This is a genomic window from Leptospira adleri (assembly GCF_002811985.1).
GTDB classification, from domain to species: Bacteria; Spirochaetota; Leptospiria; order Leptospirales; family Leptospiraceae; genus Leptospira; species Leptospira adleri.
This window is the reverse complement of record NZ_NPDU01000052.1, coordinates 11,569-31,228: the sequence shown is the minus strand read 5'-3', so window position 1 is coordinate 31,228 and position 19,660 is coordinate 11,569. Positions and strand designations below refer to the sequence as shown.

Sequence of the window (19,660 nt, the reverse complement as noted above, 5' to 3'; positions counted from 1 at the left end):
GGTTTGGGGATTTTTCATCAGATATCCGATTTTATCGGTTTTTTAATTCTCTCCCTTCGATTGAACTTCGATGATCTCGTTTGCCGCCGGAAAGACTCTCGGAAATTTTCTGTGATCCATACTGATTCTCTCTTCCATTCTTAAATTCGACGAAGTCAGATTTTGAAATCAACAGAATTGAATTACAAGTTTTTTTTGAAGCTTTTTATAAAACGAAAGTTTTTGTAAACGGATAGAAAAAGGAGAAACAAGCGCCTTTCTCTCAAAATATCCATAAGAATGTTCCAATCAAGAATCGAAATAGATAAAAAGGATTAATTAAACTTCTTTAGAAAAACAAAGAGTCTATTTGAAAAATGAAACCGCCGTTGTTCCGACCTATTCTTGTCCTCGGCTAAATCCAGATTCGCACGGTCTTAAACACATTCGAAAGGGCAATCGTTTTCAAAAAAATCGCAGAATATGTTCGAGAAATTCTCCGCGAAAGGAAATCCCATCGAAAGAAAGTCTTTTTTCTTCGTTTCAAAATTTCAGATTTTATATCGAGGAAAGCCGCAAAGTTGAACACATCAATCTCTAAAAAAGAATTCGTTCAAGATTCCAAGATGCTGAGTTTGATCGAATCCAATATTTTGCCGACTTTCTTATCAAACTTTTTATTGAACACAAAAGGATTTAAGGTCTTTTCAAGAAATAAAATCATTTCGACCGCCTTCCACTGTACGATCGTTTTGTGATCTTGAATCTTACCCGAATGAAGATAAGTGGAAATACCGCGGATCGATTCGTTTTTAAAATCCCTTCTCAGTGCGAGAAATAAAGCCTGCGCTTCAGGCGTCAAAAAGTGAAACTTTTTAGAAAATAAAACTGCGTCGTGAAAATATTCGGGACGAATCACCGCGCCGTTCAATCGAAGGGAGAGAATTAAAAAACCGATAAAATCGGATATCTGATGAAAAATCCCCAAACCCGGAACGTCTTGTCCCGGATACAACCTATGTTTGTCGGTCGTCGGCGATTTCGGATGACGCGTCTGTAACCAATTGATGATCAAGTATTTTTCCTTAAAGAAGTAATCGTTGATCTCCAATCTGTATTCTTGAATACTCAAACGAAGATGAAGAAGAATCTCCTTATCCGAAATCAAAACGAGTCTTTGAAAATCCTGACCCATTCCCGAAATTTCAAGCTGGACTTTATCGTATCCTTTCTTATGGATTTCGGGGAGGATTCCGGTTATATCTAGTAATTCTAATATATTTTCACTGGTTAACGAATGGAAGAGAATTCCTTCCTGAAAAGAGGAAGTGGAGTCGTCCACTGCGGCGGTTAAGAATTCATCGTAAACAAAATCAAAAAATCTCGGATTATTATAACTTGATTTAGCCATGAAAAGAATAGGAGATTACTGAAAAACAATCCTCTTTTTTCCTGATTCCATCACGATCTTTTAGTACCTCTTTTTTTCAAGGAGAATCCCTTGGATAAAAAAGAATGATTCTAATTCTTACGAATAAACGGGCGTTGTTTTATTTAAAAATAGCCTTCAATACCTCGTTCGGCGCTTCCACTTGCGGATAATGTCCGATCTCTTTTAATTCTATGATATCCGCCCTCGGCGATAGTTCTCTGTAGCGTTCCACCAAATGAGCCCCGCTCACCGGATCGGCGATTCCATTGATCATTCGGATCGGAATCGGCGCCTCGAGAATCGCGCCGACCCATCGTTCTCGATGCAGTTTTCTTTCTTGTATATAACGGATCAAAAGATGAGCGATTTTCGTACCTCCGTCCGATGAAACTAAATTCCAAAATTGATCCAATTCTTCCTGAGAAGGTTTCGTATTCTTTCCGAAAACTGCTGAAAAACTTTTTTGAAAGGAATTACGATTCATGAGCAATGAAAGAATCCAACCGATCGGACTATGCAGAAGTTTCTGAATAAAGCGCGGACGATGTGATTCCGGAAAAATTCCTCCGTTGAGTAGAATCATTCGTCTGATTTTGATTCCCTTCTTTTTGGATTTTTTTCTTTCGATAAATCGAGCTAGAAGTTCCTGAGCGACCGTATCTCCCAAATCGTGCGCAAGAATATTGACTTCATCGATCCCTCTTTCGGCTAACAATGATTCAATGATATCAGCTTGCATGAAAATGCTATAATCGATCCGGGGTTTGGAAGAAAATCCGAAACCCAATAAATCGGAAGCGATCAGTTTGTATTTTTTTTTCAGAGGTTCCCAGATCTTTTCCCAATCGAAAGAGGAAGTCGGAAATCCGTGAATCAGAAGGAGATATTCGCCTTTACCTTCTTCTTTAAAAAATATCTTCCAATCCCGATACGAATAATAAGATCCGTTTTGTTTCCATTCTTGAAGAGTCATAAAACACCCACTTAATTTTGTTAACGACTGTTATAGATCGTTTGGATTTGCGAAGCCGAAAGCGCGGTCGGATAATAAATTCTAAGCTCGTCCATCGATCCCACAAAAAGTTGACTTGCGTCCCTTCGGAATCTTCCAATGTTAGCGTCCGAAAAATTCGGAGGTGCGATCGTCGAGGAAACGAAGTTTCCGGTTTGAACGGAAATACCGTCGAGATACAAGCTCACGTTCGGATTTGAAGAAGGATCGTAAACGCAGGCCACGTGATGCCAGCCTCCAGGAATCGAACCGATCCAAGTCACCGCTTCCGAAAAATCGGTTTCCCTCCAAGATCCCACTCGAAGTCCGGAGTTGCTCGCGGAAAAATCAAAGATCAGATTCGGATTCCCGTCGTTGTCCTGTGACTTTTCAAAAATCGTTCCGAAATTCGAAGTGTCGGGCTGAACCCATGCAGTTATTGAAATCGCCTGAGTTCCGGAAAAGTGAAAGTTCTGCGGCGTGGAATCCGGGATCGAAATATATTCGAAAGCGGGAAACGCTCCGTAACCGAGACGGATCGCATTTCCGCGAACGCCGGTGATAAAAGGAGAACCGAAATTTCCGGTAACAAATCCGCGATTGCCGTTTCCGGAAGAATCCGCAAAGGTCAGAGTTTCAAATTGAGAAAACAAAGACATCCCGGAAGGATTTCCTACGCCCGTTCCTTGCAAATTCACCGCAATCGGAGATAGACTTCCTCCCGGCTGCAAAGTAAGAATCGCCGACTTCACACCGATGGACGAACTGTTAAAATAAATTCCGGTGGTGATCGAGGCGCCGTTCGCAATTGTACCGTTAGGCGAACTCGTCAGAATAAAATCCGAAACATTCGCACCCGAAATCGTTAAAAAATTCGAAGAAGGGATATCGAAAGAACTTCCCGAAGAATTGGTGATCGTAATTACGGCGTTCGGAGACTTGAATCCGTTTAAGACGGATTGAAAGTCGAAATTGGAACCGTTTTTCACGTTGATCTGATTGATGGAAAGTCCGATCGGACCCGAAGACACCGCGGACACACGAGCCAATCCGATCAAGGAAAATTCGGGTGTGGAGGGAGAATTCAGATCATATCGGCAGAAGGTAAGAGCCGAGAGAATTGATAAGAATAAAACCGTGAGACAAATCGACTTTACCATTTTCAATTCCATAAGTTCGCATTCAATCTTAAAACGTTTCTTATCTTTCAAGACCGCGAATTCTAAATTAGAATTTAAAACCGAGATCCGAAGACTTGAATCGCAATTGGAATTTTACAAAAATGGAATGGAAAAAACAATCATTAATTATATGAATCTGATTCTTTTAAAATCTAATTTTCGTAAGAATAGAATCTTTGTTAAACGACCTGAACCGATTCTTAAATTTTAAACCTTCCGATCGGGAAGACGACGCTCGTTTTTTTATTCAGCGATCGGAAAGAATTCAGAGATTGAATCGATCGGTGATTCTTCTTAGATTTTCGGCCGAAAGTTCCAAACCTTTTGCGGAGGCGGAAATTTCCTCGGAACCCGAGGCTGTCGAGATCGTATGATCGTTGATCTGAACGATTACCTGAGTGATTTCGTGAAACGCCTGTTTTTGTTCGTCCATCGCTCGTTTTACGAATTCCGCGTCCTGCCCCACTCGATCCGCTCTTTCAGCCACTTGAAGATTGATTCCTTCCTGAGAACTCGTGACGCCGTGCAGTTTTTGCATCGCCTTTGAAACGATATCCGTGCTCAAGATGATCTCGTGAATGACTTCGGAAGACGACTGAATTCCGCTCGCACCCGAATCCAATTCTTGATTGTTTCTCATGATCATCGCGCTGATCGATTTGATGGAAGACGCCGTTTTTTCCGAGAGCTTGGAAATTTCTTCCGCGACAACGGCAAAACCTTTTCCGGCTTCTCCCGCACGGGCGGCTTCGATGGCGGCGTTCAGAGCCAAAAGGGAAGTCTGATCCGAAATATCGTTGATGATTCCGATGATAGCGGACATCTCCCCCGAAGACTTGATTATATTCTGAACCATCGTCTTCATTTGTCCGAGAGATTCTTCTCCCTTAACCGCCTGCTTGGAAATCCCTTGCGTCAATTCAAGCGCGTGATTGATCTCCGATCCGATTTCCCTGACGCTCGAAGAAAGGGCTTTTATATTATTATGAAATTCTAATATATTATTGTACTGACGATCGGTCCCCGAGGAAATATTATCCATTCCCGATGACAGTTCTTCGACCGTTGCCGACATTTCCTCGGTCGAGGCGGCGGTCGCCTGAGCGCCGGCGGCAAAAGAATCGGAGGAAGCCGTAAGCTCTTCGGACGACGCAACCAATTCTACCGAGATATTTTGTATTTCTTTGAGAGAATGTCTAAGACTTTTGATAAACGAATTCATATCTCGACTCATCGAACCGATTTCGTCATCATAAACGATCTGAATATCCGAAGTTAGATCTCCTTCAGCCATAGTCTTAAATAGTTTGCTCGCGTTTTCAAGCGGATTCAAACGTTTCTTTAAAAGGACATAGAGAAGATAAGCCGATACGGACGCGGTCAAAACTCCCGCGAATATGATAAGAATCAAAAGCCCGATCAACGCTTCTCTAACTTCCGATTTCGGCTGAATCGCTACGATGGAAATTCCCCAACGATCCAAACGGAATAACGTGGAGAATCGATCGGCGCCTCGGAAAGTAAACTCCAACACTTCTCCGGTTCTCATTTCCAGCATCTGTTTGCCGTAAGGTTCTTTCGAAACGTCAAGATTCAGGATCAATTCTTTTTTTGGATGCGCAATGATCATTCCGTCCTGATTCATTGCAGAAACATAACCTTGTTCGCCGATCTTAATTTCCTTGAGCATTTTTTCGGAAATAGAATCGAACGAAAGAGCGATCCCGAAAAGTCCGATGGCGCGGTTCCCTTCCATGATGGGAACGGAAAGCAAAGCTACCGGTTTTCCGGTTATCGGAGACTTTGTTGCCTTGGCAAGATATGACTTACCTTCCTTTGTTGCGAGGAGACTCTTTTCGATTCCCGCGCCCTCGATTTTAAAACCGATGCTCTTTCCTCCGATCCCGTCCACGATGACTTTCGCGTCGGCGTCCAATCCGCTGACAAATACGTTTTCATACACCGCAAAACGATTCATTATAGTTTTATAATATTCTGCAGCGATAGGTTTGCCGGATTTAAGAGACTGAATCGTCCTCGGATCTTCGGCGAGGGTCCAAGCTAAATTTTCGTGAGAAGTTAAAAAAGAATCAAACTCAAGACCGACGACTGCGATCACGCCTTTCATCTGACTGATATGGGTTTCCGTGATTTTTTTTCTGCCGATCCAATACGCGGTTCCGGAGACGATTCCAGTGAGCGTAAAAAGAATGGAAATTCCGGAAATCAAAAGGATAAACTTAAGGCTCGTACGACTCATGAAAGCTCCATAAAAAGTTCTTTTGTCAGCTTTTTATAATTCGGAATTCTGAAAACTGAGAATGAATTCTTTCGTCATTTTTGAATCCGTGTTTGAAGACATTCAAACAGGAAAGCAATCCGTTCTACTTACCCAACCCGTTTGAACATAGGTGGGACGGGGTATCATTCTAAACTAGAATGTTGGATTCGTAAATACGACTCTCTTTTGAATCTCTGAAAAAGAGAAAGAAATCTTCCGGAGTTCCGACCTTTCAAGGTTTTCGATGTTTTTGTGGGAAAAAAATTACGAAAAGGCGAGTAAAAAGGAAAAAATCCCTTTGGAATAGCCGATTCAAGGAAATTCAAACGAGATTTCAATCCTCGATCTCTTCCTCCGGAGTTCCGACCAATCCGGAATTCTTCGGAGAAACCGTTTGTCGGTCCAAATTCTCAAACTTAAAATTCTTCTTGATCTTACAAAGCATAGGACAAGCCAAAAAATCAAAATCTTTTCATTCAACGTTTACAAAATCTGCAAAAGTCTTTTTTTAAATTCTTTCCGATCCTTTCCTGCGGGAAGTTTTCCATGTCCCGCTTTTAGATTGTCCTTTAAATGCGAGAGTTTCGAAGTCGCAGGAATCGCACAGGTCACTGCGGTGTTGGAGAGAATGAACTTTAGAAAAGCCTGTCCGAAAGAATCGCAATCCCATTCTTTAAAGTAATCCGGAAGAATTTTTCCGCGGACTCTTCGAAAAAGTTCTCCCTCTTCGAAAGGACGATTGATCAAAACGGAAATTCCCTTCGACTCGGCAAAAGGAAGAATTCTGTCTTCGGCTTCTCGAGTAACGATCGAATAAGGAACTTGCAAAAATTCTATACTTTCCGATTTTGCAATTCTTTCCATTTCCGAAAATGCGGAAGACACATAGTGCGTTAAACCGATAAAACGGATTTTTCCTTTTTCTTTTAGAGAACGTAAGGTTTTAAGATGAGTTTGTGTATCGAGTAAATTATGAATTTGGAATAGATCGATTCGTTCCGTTTTGAATTTTTGAAACGAGGCTTCAATTTGCGATTTGCCTGCACTCTCTCCTCTGGTCCAAACCTTCGTCGCATAAAAAATTTTTTTCCTAAATTCCTCCGTCGATTCGGAAGCTAAAACTCCGACGATTTCTTCCGATCTTCCATACATAGGAGAAGAATCCACAAGGGCTCCTCCCTGATCTAAAAATTCTTTCCAGACCTCTCTCAAATTTTTGATTTCGGAAGAATCCGCGGAAATATCCATCGTCTGCCATGTTCCCAATCCGATCGCGGGAATTTGTTCACCCGTTTTTTGAATCGTTCTATACAACATACCGGAACCTTCTTTGGAAAATATTTTTTTTACAGGAAACGAAAGTCCGGCGGAAAACAAAAATGCGGCCGTCTGTTTTAGGAAATGAGCGCGTGAAATCGGCTTCATTGTTCGATCCTTTCACAAAGGATCGAACAATAAATCAAAAAAAATAAAAATCCAAGACGTCAAATACGTTTAACGGCGGATGTATTCTATTTTTCGAATCTTATTCTTTAGTATTTCCTGAATTTCTCCGTTTCTCTCGAATTGAATCGAATTTGCGGTTTGATTTAATACGTTGCCTTTTAAGACTTTTCCGTCCCGAAAGATCACCTTGGTGGAATATTTTTTATCGGAGTCGTCTTCTTCCGGTTCGATCCGTTTATTTGATAGACTATCGTCTTCCTTTTCTTTCATCACTTGAATTTCAATCCTTCGATTGAGTGCGGAAGCTCGTTCGTCCAAACTCCGAAGCATAGGTCTTTTGGATCCAAGTCCTTTGATTTCCATACGCGGAGAATCGATTCCCCTGGAGATTAAAAACATTTTTGTCGCGGAGGCTCTCTCTAAAGAAAGGGCGTCGTTTCTTTTCTGATTTCCGTTTAGATCGGTATGCCCGACGATCAATATTCTAAGTTTGGAATGTTCTTTTAGATATCTCGATAACCCTTCCAGGATGACATACGACTCGTTTAAAATCTGATCGGAGTTGGAATTAAAGTGGACTCCTTTCAGAATCATCGAACCCGACTTTTGGATGCTTGCAAAATCCAATTGGGGACGAACACATTCAATTTCTACACTTCGCGTATTGTAGATTCCACCTAAGAAAATATGTATGATAAAATCCGTAAAACTCCTAAAAATTCTAAACTTCTCGATTCCTTCCGAACATTCCGCTTTCGAATGACTTCCTTCAAAGTAACCGAGAACGTAACTTCTGGAAGTGGCGTTCACACCTTTGATCGATTCGCCGAGACGCGGAGACTTGGAGGGAATAATTATCGTTTGGTGACAATTCAGAATTAAGGAAAAGAATCCGACGTAAATTCCACGGATAAAAAGTTCGTTTCGATTTTTTTGAAATATTCTCATCGTTGTCTCAGTAACAAAAAATTTCCAAAGAACGCGGAGAATAAATTCCCAACGTCATCTGTTCGAATAGAACGTTCGTAAATGAGGAAAACTGATGGATTTCTTTGATTCCTCTTTCAGGACAAATATTCGATTCTTCGTATTCGATCTTTCTTGGAAGTAATCCCATTAGGTAATAATTTTGCTTTAAGAGAATTCGCTCCCTCTTCGTTTCGATTTTCTTTTTCTGATTTGCGATCGGTGAAACTTCCACTCTCGCGTGTTGACAAAAGGTTATCGAGACACAAAAAAATATTATGATTATATAATTTATTTTCAACACAACCCTACCCTAATCCTCACCTTTGAACACAATAAATCGTTGCGTTGGTCGCGCACGTGAGGGTTCCGGCCCCTCCCATTTCAATACCGGGAGAATTGGGATTCGCAACCCAACCGGTAACTCCACCGCTCACGCTCGTCCAGGACGCGCCCGCATTGACGCATGTTTGTCCTGATCTTGGAATCCACGTGGCACCACTCGTATCGATGCCGGTATATGCTAATCCAGGGGCCGGCGTAATTTCATTCGTTAAGGTCGCCGCGAATTGTCCGTTCGCATCTGTGGTGGATATCAATAAATTATTATTATCAATACTATAGTAATTCGCATTTGGATACAATACCCATGACGTGGTCAAACTTCTCGTTCCATCCTCAGCCATAAGGAGCGCTTTGTAACCCGCCGCGTTCCCCGGAGCCACGATCACTGCGGCACGAGCGGCGCAATTTGCGTCAGCCCCGGCAACTCCGCCTAAATTTCCGCTGGTGACAGGGGATACAAAAAGGGAACATCCGGTCGCCGCACAAGTAGTCGGTCCACCCGGAGTCGACGTATCGGATCCGCTTGAAGAATTTAAAGGACTCGGCCCTTGGGCCAATAAAAGTAAAGCAAGGGAAGAGGAAGAATCCGCATCTTTTGACTTCGGAACCGCGGCGGTTGTAAGAATCGGCCAAACCGTACAAGAAGCCAAAAGGACAACTAACGTCGAAAATACAAATCGAGAAAGTAATCCTGCATTTCTATACGGAAATAAATTGCGGGTACAATTCATACTACCCAGCAGTTAGGCGCTCATTCCTACAGCAAGGTTGATTCAACGGAATGGAACAAACGACCAATAAATAGGAATTTGTAATTGAATATTATTTATTATAAATGTAAATTAAGAAAGAATCTATCCGTCGCTGCAAAATACGCTTTCTGACTTTTGAAAACAGAAGGTTCCGAAAAAAAATTCTCTCCTTAGAACGCTCCGATTTCGAACTTTTTCTCTTCCATCGGTTCTAATTTTTGATGGAAGGTAGAGCAACGTTAAATCAAATGGAAATAAATATTTTCCATTCTTACCTTGAAAATCAATCTCTATCTTTGCACACAGTATAAAACGAGAAGTTGATCACACGTAAAAGAAGCGCCCGAATCGATTTCCTGATTTGGAGAGTTACTGACTCCGATCCAACCCGATACAAGATTTGTATTATCCGTCCAATTCAGACAATTTACCCCGGTCTTCGGAACCCAACTCGGCCCCGTCGTATTGATTCCGGTATAAACCGCATTCCCACCGGCGCCCGTGATTTCCGCGGAAAGCGGAAATTGAAATTGTCCGTTCGCGTCAGTCGTCGTAATCACCAAGTTACTATTACTTTTACTACGATATACGGTGTTCGGATAAAGAACCCAAGACGAGGTCAAGTTTCTGGTTCCATTGTCGGTCATGATCAGAGCTTTGTAACCGGCCGTATTTCCAGGAGCGTTTTGCAAAACGGCTTCGTTCGCGCAAAACGTATCTGCGCCGGCGATTCCTCCAAAGTTTCCGTTGATCCCCGAAGATAAAAGGATCGTACATCCGGAAGATCCGCAGGTAGAAGTTTGAGCGCCCGCCGTAGTGGTCGGATTTCCGGTTTCCGTTACCGGGCCAGAAGCTCCAGTCGATAAAAGCAAAAGTAGATAGGAGGAAGAATCGGAATCATCCGATTTGGAAAGAGCGGTCGCCGTCAAAATGGGCCATACGGTGCAAGAACTAACGCAAAAAAGACCGACTAACAATGAAAATGCGTATCTTGCAAAGAATCCTGTATTTCTATTCGAAAGGAAATTGCGCGTACAATTCATAATGCCCAGCCGACAGTCGCCGACTCACGCATCAAGATCGAATCCAAGAAGCAGAATGAACCGCCAAAAAATGGCAACTTGCGATCGAATGGACTTTGACCACACTCGAAAGAACTCTTCTAAAAACATTGTATTTTTATAAGAACCTGTCCCAAAACTGGGACTGGTTCTTGCAGCTCGATCTTTCCGACAAAATAAAATAAGGTTTTAGGACGCGCTGTAAGTAATTCTTTTTTGAATCCATCGATCACGTGTGTAAGTATATTTACAAAACAGAGCGCGGTCCTCAATGATTTAGATTCAAAGTTGGATCGAAATCATCCTTCGAAAAACTCGGTTTGTCAAATCACTTGATTTTTAGTCCGTATCGACCCAAGATCGACGTCGGTTTCTAAATCATTTCAGTTCAAGCTCGCTCTCAATGCGCCTCATCCCAATTGACTCCGAACTTTCCTTCCACAAGAATCGGAACGTTAAGCGGCATCGCGGTCTCCATCTGCTTTTTCATGGAAGCCTTGAATTCATCCTTTTCTTTTTTGTGAACTTCAAAGACCAATTCGTCGTGAACCTGTAATAGAAGTTTTGATTTTAATTTCTTGGATTGTATTTCTTTATGAATCGCTATCATCGCGATCTTGATCATATCCGCGCTTGTTCCCTGAATCGGGCTGTTGATCGCGATTCTTTTGGCGGCTTCTTTCGCAGATTTGTGAGTGCTGTGAATGTCCGCGACAGGGCGACGTCTTCCGGTCAAAGTCTGAACATAACCGTTTGTTTCTGCGAAGGCGATCATTTCGTCCATATAACTTTTCACGCCCGGATACTGTGTCATATAACGTTCAATGAAAGACTTAGCTTCGTCCCGGGAAATTCTAAGATTACGACTCAGGCCGTACGGAGTAACACCGTAAATCACGGAGAAGTTGACGACCTTGGCCTTGTCTCTCATCTCCGATGTGACTTCTTTTTCGGGAACACCGTAGAGCGCAGAAGCGGTTCTTCTATGAATGTCAAGACCGTGGTTGTATGCGTCGAGCATCGCAGGATCCTTGGAAACGTGGGCCATGATTCTAAGCTCGATCTGAGAATAATCCAAACTTAGAATTTCATAATCGCTGGAACCGGCGATAAACCCCTTCCTTAACAAACGACCTTCTCGATCTCGAATCGGAATGTTCTGTAAGTTCGGATCCGTAGAGGACAATCTTCCCGTGGCCGCGATCGTTTGGTTGTAACTCGTATGAATTCTTCCCGTCTTAGGATTGACCATCTTCGGAAGCGCGTCGACATACGTGGATTTGAGTTTCGTATATTTTCTGTATTCCAAAAGTTTTTCTATGATCGGATGTTCGCCGACCAATTCTTCCAAAACCTCGTGATCGGTGGAATAACCCGTCTGCGTTTTTTTTACGGTTCTCAGTTTCAATTCGTCGAAGAGAATTTTCTGAAGTTCTTTCGTAGAGGCGATGTTAAACGGAGTCCCCGCTTGTTTGTGGATTTCGCCTTCTAAGTGACGAATCTCTCGGTCGAAGTCCCGAGCGAGTTCTTCGAAATAAGGAACGTCCAATGCGATCCCGTGTTTTTCCATCTCCGCCAAAACCGGAACCAGAGGAAGTTCGATATCCCGGAGAATGGGCTCCACGCCGGAGTCTTTGATCGACTTTCGAAGGACCTGATACAAACGAAACGTAATGTCCGCGTCTTCGGCCGCGTATTCCGCGACTTGTTCCGGATCGATGTCCGTCAGTTCTTTCTTTTTCTTTCCCGTCCCGACGAGATCGTCGTATGTGATCGTATCGTAGTTGAGAAGATCTTTTGCAAGAGCGTCCATATTGTGGCGCCTTCCTTCCGGTTGAAGAACATACGAAGCCAACATCGTATCGAACTGGATATTGTTTAACACAAAACCATGATTTTCTAATACGATCAGATCATACTTTATGTTCTGTCCCACTTTTGGAACCTCGCTCGCAAGAACGGGTCCGAGGTGCTCTTTCACTTCTTCCAGAGTCAAAGATTTTTCCTGAAACAAAGAAGCCGAATTCTTAACCGAAACGTAGAATCCCGTTTTTTCCTGATTGGAAAAAGAAATCCCCAAAAGGTCGGCCATCGCCGGATTGGGGGAAGTTGTTTCCGTATCAACCGAGAGAATTCTGGATTTCAAAAGTCCTCTGCAAACTTTGGAAAGTTCTTCCACAGTCGTGATGAATTTATAATTTCCCTTTTCTCCCGTCGGAATCGGCGCGTCCTCTTTTTTCTCCGAAACGTCGGCGTCCTTTGGAACTTCCTTTCCCGCTGATTTCGCGAGGTCTTTGGAAAGAACGTTATAACCCTGCGATTTGAAATAAAGAATCGCCTGATCGGATTTGTAATCCGGAGTTTCTATATCTTTTTCGGTGATTCCCAAATCAAGATCCCGTTTGATCGTTGCGAGAGCTTTAGAAAGATACGCGTTCTCTTTTTGTTCGGAAAGTTTGGTCTTCATCGAAGGATTTTTGATCTTATCGAGATTCTTATAGATCCCGTCGAGAGTTTTGTAATCCTGAAGAAGTTTGGATGCCCCTTTGTCCCCGATGCCTTTGACTCCGGGAATGTTATCCGAAGTGTCTCCGACGATTCCCATATAATCGGGAATTTGTTTGACGTCGATTCCCAATTCTTCCTTGACCCAACCCGCGTCGATCTCGACGAATTCGGTGACTCCTTTTTTTCCGCGGAGCATCTTTATATTCTTCTTTTCTAATAGTTGATAAAGATCCTTATCACCCGAAAAAATCAGAATTTCCTTTGCGGTGGATTTGTAATTTTCACAGAGGGTTCCGATGATATCGTCGGCTTCGTGTCCGTCCATTTTGAGAACTCTAAATCCGATATTGGAGAGGGTTTCCATCACTTCTTTGATCTGAGGACGAAGATCTTCGGGCATCGGTTTTCGATTCGCCTTGTATTCTTCGAAGGTTTTTCCCCGTTCCAGTGGCCCGCCAGGATCGAAGGTCATCGCCACGTGTGTGGGCGCGTAGTCCTGAAGAAGTTTGAAAAGCATTTTAAAAAAACCGAATGTAGCTCCGCTGGGTTGTCCGGTTTTGGAATTGGTAAGATTGGAAGCGCCGAACGCGTAGTAGGCGCGAAATACGAAGGCATGTCCGTCGATGATGAGAAGACGTTTCATTCTGTTGCTCCGAAAAGTTCTTCCCCTAAGAAAGAATAGTATGCGAGCTCCGTTTTACGGATCGTGTTTTTGATGGAGAATCTTTTTACCGATTCTTTGTTGAAGGTTCCGAAGGATTTTCTGAGCTTCAAATCGTCTATAAGAATTTCATAATATTTTGAAAGAGAATCCGCGTCCCCCACTTCGGCGAGAAATGCCCCTTTCTCGTGAGTGAGCATTTCTCCGATTCCCCCTCCTTTCGTTGCGACAACCGGAAGACCGACCGCCATCGCGTCGAGGATCGAAGTGCCGAGTCCCTCCTCTTTGGAAGTGAGGGTAAAAATATCGAAAAGGGAAAGAATGTCCGGAACATCTTGTCGATAACCGGTAAAAATCACTCTATCAGAAATTCCTAATGAAGTCGTTAAGTCTTCCAATTCTTTTCTGAGTTCTCCCTCGCCAAGAATGAGAAGTTTGAAATTTTTGGAAGGATCGACCTTCGCGATCGCATGAAGAAGAGTTTTTTGATCTTTGTGATCCACGAGCGCGGCGACGTTTCCGATCACGATCGTATCTTTTTTGATGGAGAATTCTTTTTTATAACGCGTCGGGTCCGGCAATTTTTTTGTAAAAGAGAAATCGATTCCGCTGTGAACCGTAACCGTCTTTGCTGGATCGACTCCGTCCCTCAAGAGAATTTCCCGAATCTTATTGGAAACCGTGAGGAAGAGGTCGTTGCGTTTGGATTTGTATTTCCATATGGAGAATAGATTCTTCCGAATACTAAAATCAACGCGCCTGGAAACGATCAATTTCGTTGTCGGAAGTTTTGATTTTGCAAAGAGGGCGAGCGTATGCGCCTTTGCGGTGTGAGTGTGAATCAGTCGGACTTTTCTTTCTTGGACGATGGCGCGAATCGCCTTCACGGACGCAAGATCCCATTCTCCTTTCATCGCAAGCGCTTCGAACGGAAGCCCGTGGTCGGAACAACGGCTTTCCAGGGCGGATCCCGGTTTACCCAGGATGAGTTGAGGAATCTTTCTTTTTTTGAGGCCTTCCGCCAAGAGGAGAAGTTGCCTTTCCCCTCCTCTCCAGCCGGTTTCTGTATCTATATGCAAAATCACCGGCTCAGTTTCCAGTTGCGTGCTCATTTCTGCAAGGAATCCTTGAAAAAATCGCTGAACGGCGTAAATCCGTTTTGACGAAAATTATTTCAATATATTAGATTTAACTTAGAAAGGGAAGAAGAATGTGTGAACTCCTCGGCATGAGCGCGAATGTTCCAACGGACATTAGCTTTAGCCTCACGGGCCTTGTCCAGAGGGGTGGAAAAACCGGCCCTCACAAAGACGGTTGGGGAATCGCCTTCTATGAAGGAAGCGGACTTCGTGTCTTCCATGACCCGGCCCCCGGAGTAGAATCCAAAATCGCCGAGTTCGTCCGAAAACTTCCAATCAAGAGCGAAACCGTCATCAGTCATATCCGAAAGGCAAACCGGGGAAAGGTAGAATTGAAAAACACCCACCCCTTTGTCCGAGAATTCTGGGGTTCCTACTGGACTTTCGCCCACAACGGACAATTCAAAGGAATCAAAGAAGAATCCCTCGGTGATTTCAAACCGGTCGGAACTACGGACTCCGAATACGCGTTCTGCTGGCTCCTAGGAAAGCTCAAGAAGAAGTTCCCGGATCGCCCCCGAAACGAAGCGGAACTTTTCCGTGCGATCTTGAAATTTGTGACGGAACTCCGAACAAAAGGGGTCTCCAACCTTCTCTTCAGCGATTCCAAAAACCTCTACGCCTTCTGCTCGACAAAACTTTCCTGGATCACGAGAAAATCTCCCTTCGGAAAAGCGCGGCTTTTAGACGCGGATCTAACCGTGGACTTCCGAAAAGTAACAAGACCGGGCGACATAGTCACGGTCATCGCGACCCAACCTCTGACTTCCAATGAAGAATGGAATCCGTTCTCTCCCGGAGAATTTCAAGTTTGGAGAAAGGGAAGGATTGTATTCTCCAACGCATGAGAATGGATTTGTCGGAATCCCGCAGCATTCTACACTGACCGTAATTCTTAGATTCTTTGTCTAACCAAGGGTGATGTATGAAAATCCAATTTGATGCAATGGACTATCGTTCGGACGATTCTTTCGAAACTGCAAAGTATCAATTCGAAGGAAGTCTTGAAACCGGCTGGGACATTTCCAGAAACGGAAAAGAATACCTTCATCTTGGACCGGGATACAAACTTCTAAAATCCAAACTCTGCGGAGTTTGTTCCACCGATCTCTCTCGTCGTTTTCTCCCTTTTCCCTTGCCGCAAGTGATCGGACACGAGGTCATCGCGGAAGACTTGGAACAACAAAACGGAATCAAACAAAAATACGTGGTCGAGATCAACGACACTTTCGAAGCCAGAGGAGACGATCCCGTAGATGAATTCTGCGAGGAAGGAATTCCGACACATAGCCCGGAAAGAAAAGTTCTCGGAATCGACCGACTTCCGGGAGGCTTTGGTCCTTATATCTTAGCTCCGCAGAATGCGGCGATTCCGTTCACGAATATTCCGGACAAGACCGCAGTTCTTATCGAACCCTTTGCCGCTTCTTTGCAAGCCGTCATCGCGTCTCCGCCCAAAAAAGGGGACAACGTCGCCGTCTTAGGACCGAGAAGATTGGGAAGTCTCGTCATAGCCGCGTTAGCCGCTTATCGAACTTCTTCCGGAGTCGATTTTAAGATTTCAGCTATAGCAAGGCACGATCATCTTTTAAAACTTTCCCTCAATCTCGGAGCGGACGAAGCGATCGATCTCAGAAAGGAAAGTTTAGAATCCTTGAAAGAACGTTATGCGATCGTCTACGACACGACAAGTACGACTTCCGGTTTTGAAAGTGCAATCGGACTTTCCAAACGGGAATTGCATCTGAAAACCACGAACGGACAGGAAGTTTTCGGAGTCAAAAAACTCACCGAACTCGTGGTAGACGAGCTCTCCCTTTTAAAATTCAGCGATGAGAATCTGAACTTTCACTGGGAAAAGGAAAATCGTTCCAATCAAACCGTCTACGTAGCTCCGAGCGTGGGGAAAATTTCTCTTCCTTCTCATTTCAAAGTTTATTACGGAAGCATTGAAGAAGCGGAAGCGATTCTTCTTTCGAAAGATTTCCAAGGATACGTTCCGAGATTCGATCTTGGAATCGCCGGAACCGCGGAAGAAATCGATCTTCTCATACGACCCAGCGTAAAACACGAGAATTCTTTGATCCGTCCCCGAAGCGCGATCCTTTTCAAAGGAGAATCCAAAGGCAATCCTCTATTAGAATTTTTGAATTTAGGAAAGTCGATTCATACTTCCCGCTGCGGAGATTTCCACCTCGCGATCAAACTTCTTCAGGAAAATAAAAAAGTAACCGAAGCGCTGGAAAAGAATATGATCACACATTCTTATTCTCCGGAAAAACTTTCCGAGGCGTTTACGACCGCGCATACTCCCGAAGCGATCAAAGTTGTCATTACACATGCCTAATTCTTTCAAACACAGAGAATCGGAGACTTCTCTCGGGTCCGTCCTCAAAGAAGGAAAGGACGGAATTTGGGATTTGGATCTACGAAATCTTAGAATTTTTACCGGCCTCTCCATTCTTTCCAGAACTCTCGGAGAAGAAGTTTTCGAACAAGTCCAGAACGGAATCGGAGACGTAACGATCTTTTACAAAATCAATCCGAACATCAACAGCGAACTCCTGAAGATGAACATCGGATACATTCAGATCTACGCGCGCGCCGGAGTATTAAAAGACATCCTTCTTTTTAAGGAGGAATTTCAAGATCATTTAAGAACCGTCTTCGGAACGTTTCAGAGACAGGTCTGGGCGAAAAAAATTCACCCCGAGTTTTACGGAGAAGATCCGAAAACCTCCGGAATCTTTGCGCTCGTATTTCCGTTCCACCACGCAAGCCCGAACGAAAACATAGACTACCAATTCATTCTGGAAAGAGTTCCCAATCAAAAAGAACCGGGAGAATTTTTCTTTCGACTCACGGTGGAGAATTACGATCGAGCCAACATCGATCTAACCGCGGTTCCGCACGTCGTCGTGGACGATATCGGTTCTAGAATTTTTATCGCCGGAAGCACGAAGATCGCGGAAGCGATCAACAACGGGATTCTTTCCGCCGCGCAGAGAGGCGAAAAATCCTACGTGGAGGAAAACCGCTCCTTCTCGCGAGTTTTCGAACAAATCGAAAAAACTCCGCTCGGTAAATTGGATCAAATCAGCTTATTTTGGGACAAAGTTTTTTCCGAGTCCGTCGTAAAAACGGATCCGAACGAAACTCTTCCTTTATTTAAAAAGATTTTTCTAATATTAGAAGATCATGAAATTACAAAACATTTAAAAGAAGGCCATATCGTAAAGGTCCGACTCTCGGACGATACGAACGTCTTCATCGACCTTTCTCGATTGGACCGGGTTCTCAATTTCAGTTTCAACGCCAAAAGAACCACTCTGGATCTGAATCATTATCTCAAGCGGATGCCGATTTTGGAACGGATCGCGAACGGCGAAAATCACAATTTCGATCTGAGCGGATTCAACGTTTTTTTGATTCATCATATCACTTCGGAGATCGTAGCCCTGATCGAAGCGTTTCGAAGATTAGGCGCTCAAAATCTCACGGTCTCTTTTGTAAAATACGGCGGGGTCGTTCCTGCGGCGTATTTGGACGTTCTTCTGGACGTTCCCACCGATCATTTTTATATGTCCGGTCTACAACTTAAAGTCGGAGCGAAGAATAAAATCTACTATTCCATTTCGCCGCTCTACAGCGATTCCTCCAAACTCAAACCCCTCTTCGAACGATTGGAAGAAGAGAAACTCGGATTTTTCGATGCAATGAAATTACTCTCCGGTCATCTTTTTCTCGGCCTGCTACTGGATTCTTACAAGAAAAAAGAAAAAGTGATTCTGGTGGAAGACGGGGGTTACGTCGCTCCGTTTTTCAACGAATTTGCGTTAAACGGAAAAGACGTTTCCTTTCTTTGTAAGGAATATTCGCTTCAAGCCGAAGCTCCCAAAATAACCGTCGCCGAATTGATAACAAATACGTTAGTCGGCACCGTGGAACATACGAGAAACGGATACGATCGTCTCAAAAGCGTTCAGGACAAAAATAAAAAACTCTTTTTACCCGCGTTCTCCATCGCGATTTCCAATCAAAAGGTAAAAGAAGAATCGAAAGAAGTCGCGTATTCCATTTTAAATGCGATCGAAACGATATTAAACGGACAAGGTTTGATCCTTTCTTCCAGAAAAATTCTGATACTCGGAGCCAAAGGAAACATCGGAACCTTCTTATGCAAATATTTGGAATCCAGATTGCACGAAACAAACCAGGAAACGATCGAAGTCGATCTCAAGGTGGAGAAGCCGGGAAATCGAAATTATAGAACGATAGACGAAATTCCAAAGGAAGAATTTTACAACAGGGATCTCATCTTGGGAGTGATCGGAAATTCCATTCTTAAAAAAGAACATTTTGAGGATCTGATTCTCAACGGAACCAAATCGAAGGTTCTCATTTCTTCCGGATCCACAAAAACCGCCGAATACACGGATTTGATTCAGTGGATCAACGACCTTTCCTTCTCCGATGAAAAGAAGATCGGAGGTTTTCCCGCCAAGTTAGAATTCGACCGGATTTTAGATCCTCAGTCCGGAATCGATCAAGGCGGAAAGGTGACATTCTTCGTAAACAAAGACGGACAAGAAATCGAAAAAACATTCTATTTGTTAAGCGACTTGAGTCCGATTAACTTTTTATTCTACGGAGTTCCGACCGAAGGAATGGACGCGATCATCGGACAACTCGCATCCGCGGCCTTGGGAATGGCGAATCAAAATAAAAAAGGGAAAAGATTGGACCCGGGATTGTATGCGGTGGATCACGAAATCGACGCTTGGGGAAATTTAATCTAAGAATTTTTTAAGGTCCCGATCCCGCGCGCGGAATCGAACGAGGATCCGATTCAAAAATCAACAACCTCTTCCTTTGGATGAGTTCGGATTTAGAGCTTGATCTTAAAGGAAAGTCTTTC

General features: G+C 43.5%; 14 protein-coding genes. 3 read left to right on the top strand and 11 right to left on the bottom strand.

What is annotated here, in order from left to right; all coding sequences use genetic code 11:
• Nucleotides 1–592 precede the first annotated feature (592 nt).
• The 11 genes from CH376_RS17130 to CH376_RS17075 form a co-directional block, all read right to left on the bottom strand.
• On the bottom strand, nucleotides 593–1,390 hold the full coding sequence (locus CH376_RS17130; RefSeq protein ID WP_100785354.1) for a histone deacetylase: 798 nt from the start codon (nucleotides 1,388–1,390) through the stop codon (nucleotides 593–595).
• Nucleotides 1,391–1,529: 139 nt separating this feature from the next.
• Complete coding sequence (locus tag CH376_RS17125; RefSeq protein ID WP_100785353.1) at nucleotides 1,530–2,384, bottom strand: alpha/beta fold hydrolase; 855 nt, start codon at nucleotides 2,382–2,384, stop codon at nucleotides 1,530–1,532.
• Between the two features lie 20 nt (nucleotides 2,385–2,404).
• On the bottom strand, nucleotides 2,405–3,562 hold the full coding sequence (locus tag CH376_RS17120; RefSeq protein WP_165781736.1) for a LamG-like jellyroll fold domain-containing protein: 1,158 nt from the start codon (nucleotides 3,560–3,562) through the stop codon (nucleotides 2,405–2,407).
• A 286-nt stretch (nucleotides 3,563–3,848) separates the two neighbouring features.
• Nucleotides 3,849–5,843: a methyl-accepting chemotaxis protein gene (locus CH376_RS17115; protein ID WP_100785351.1), complete on the bottom strand. Its 1,995-nt coding sequence runs from the start codon at nucleotides 5,841–5,843 to the stop codon at nucleotides 3,849–3,851.
• 504 nt (nucleotides 5,844–6,347) lie between these two features.
• On the bottom strand, nucleotides 6,348–7,289 hold the full coding sequence (locus CH376_RS17105) for an aldo/keto reductase (RefSeq protein WP_100785349.1): 942 nt from the start codon (nucleotides 7,287–7,289) through the stop codon (nucleotides 6,348–6,350).
• Between the two features lie 69 nt (nucleotides 7,290–7,358).
• Nucleotides 7,359–8,258, bottom strand: a complete 900-nt coding sequence (locus CH376_RS17100) for an OmpA family protein (protein WP_100785348.1) — start codon at nucleotides 8,256–8,258, stop codon at nucleotides 7,359–7,361.
• Between the two features lie 7 nt (nucleotides 8,259–8,265).
• Nucleotides 8,266–8,511, bottom strand: coding sequence for a Bor/Iss family lipoprotein (locus CH376_RS24305; RefSeq protein WP_100785347.1), 246 nt, complete (start codon nucleotides 8,509–8,511; stop codon nucleotides 8,266–8,268).
• A gap of 85 nt (nucleotides 8,512–8,596) precedes the next feature.
• Entirely contained in the window at nucleotides 8,597–9,352 is a 756-nt protein-coding gene (locus CH376_RS17090; RefSeq protein ID WP_100785346.1) for a DUF1554 domain-containing protein, read from the bottom strand.
• A gap of 311 nt (nucleotides 9,353–9,663) precedes the next feature.
• Complete coding sequence (locus CH376_RS17085) at nucleotides 9,664–10,350, bottom strand: DUF1554 domain-containing protein (protein WP_165781735.1); 687 nt, start codon at nucleotides 10,348–10,350, stop codon at nucleotides 9,664–9,666.
• Between the two features lie 484 nt (nucleotides 10,351–10,834).
• On the bottom strand, nucleotides 10,835–13,585 hold the full coding sequence (polA, locus tag CH376_RS17080; protein ID WP_100785344.1) for a DNA polymerase I: 2,751 nt from the start codon (nucleotides 13,583–13,585) through the stop codon (nucleotides 10,835–10,837).
• Nucleotides 13,582–14,688 carry a glycosyltransferase gene (locus CH376_RS17075; protein WP_100785343.1) on the bottom strand — a complete coding sequence of 369 codons (1,107 nt, stop codon included), beginning with the start codon at nucleotides 14,686–14,688 and terminating at the stop codon, nucleotides 13,582–13,584. Before CH376_RS17075 ends, polA begins: the two co-directional genes overlap by 4 nt.
• Nucleotides 14,689–14,813: 125 nt before the next feature.
• Here CH376_RS17075 and CH376_RS17070 point away from each other — a divergent pair, with 125 nt between their 5' ends.
• The 3 genes from CH376_RS17070 (at nucleotide 14,814) to CH376_RS17060 (ending at nucleotide 19,541) form a co-directional block, all read left to right on the top strand.
• The gene (locus CH376_RS17070) at nucleotides 14,814–15,590 is read left to right on the top strand and encodes a class II glutamine amidotransferase (RefSeq protein ID WP_100785342.1); all 777 of its coding nucleotides are present in this window, start codon (nucleotides 14,814–14,816) and stop codon (nucleotides 15,588–15,590) included.
• A 77-nt stretch (nucleotides 15,591–15,667) separates the two neighbouring features.
• Nucleotides 15,668–17,089 (top strand): MDR/zinc-dependent alcohol dehydrogenase-like family protein, encoded by a 1,422-nt coding sequence (locus CH376_RS17065; RefSeq protein ID WP_100785341.1) that lies wholly within the window; start codon nucleotides 15,668–15,670, stop codon nucleotides 17,087–17,089.
• Nucleotides 17,082–19,541 (top strand): hypothetical protein, encoded by a 2,460-nt coding sequence (locus tag CH376_RS17060; protein ID WP_100785340.1) that lies wholly within the window; start codon nucleotides 17,082–17,084, stop codon nucleotides 19,539–19,541. Before CH376_RS17065 ends, CH376_RS17060 begins: the two co-directional genes overlap by 8 nt.
• Nucleotides 19,542–19,660 lie beyond the last annotated feature (119 nt).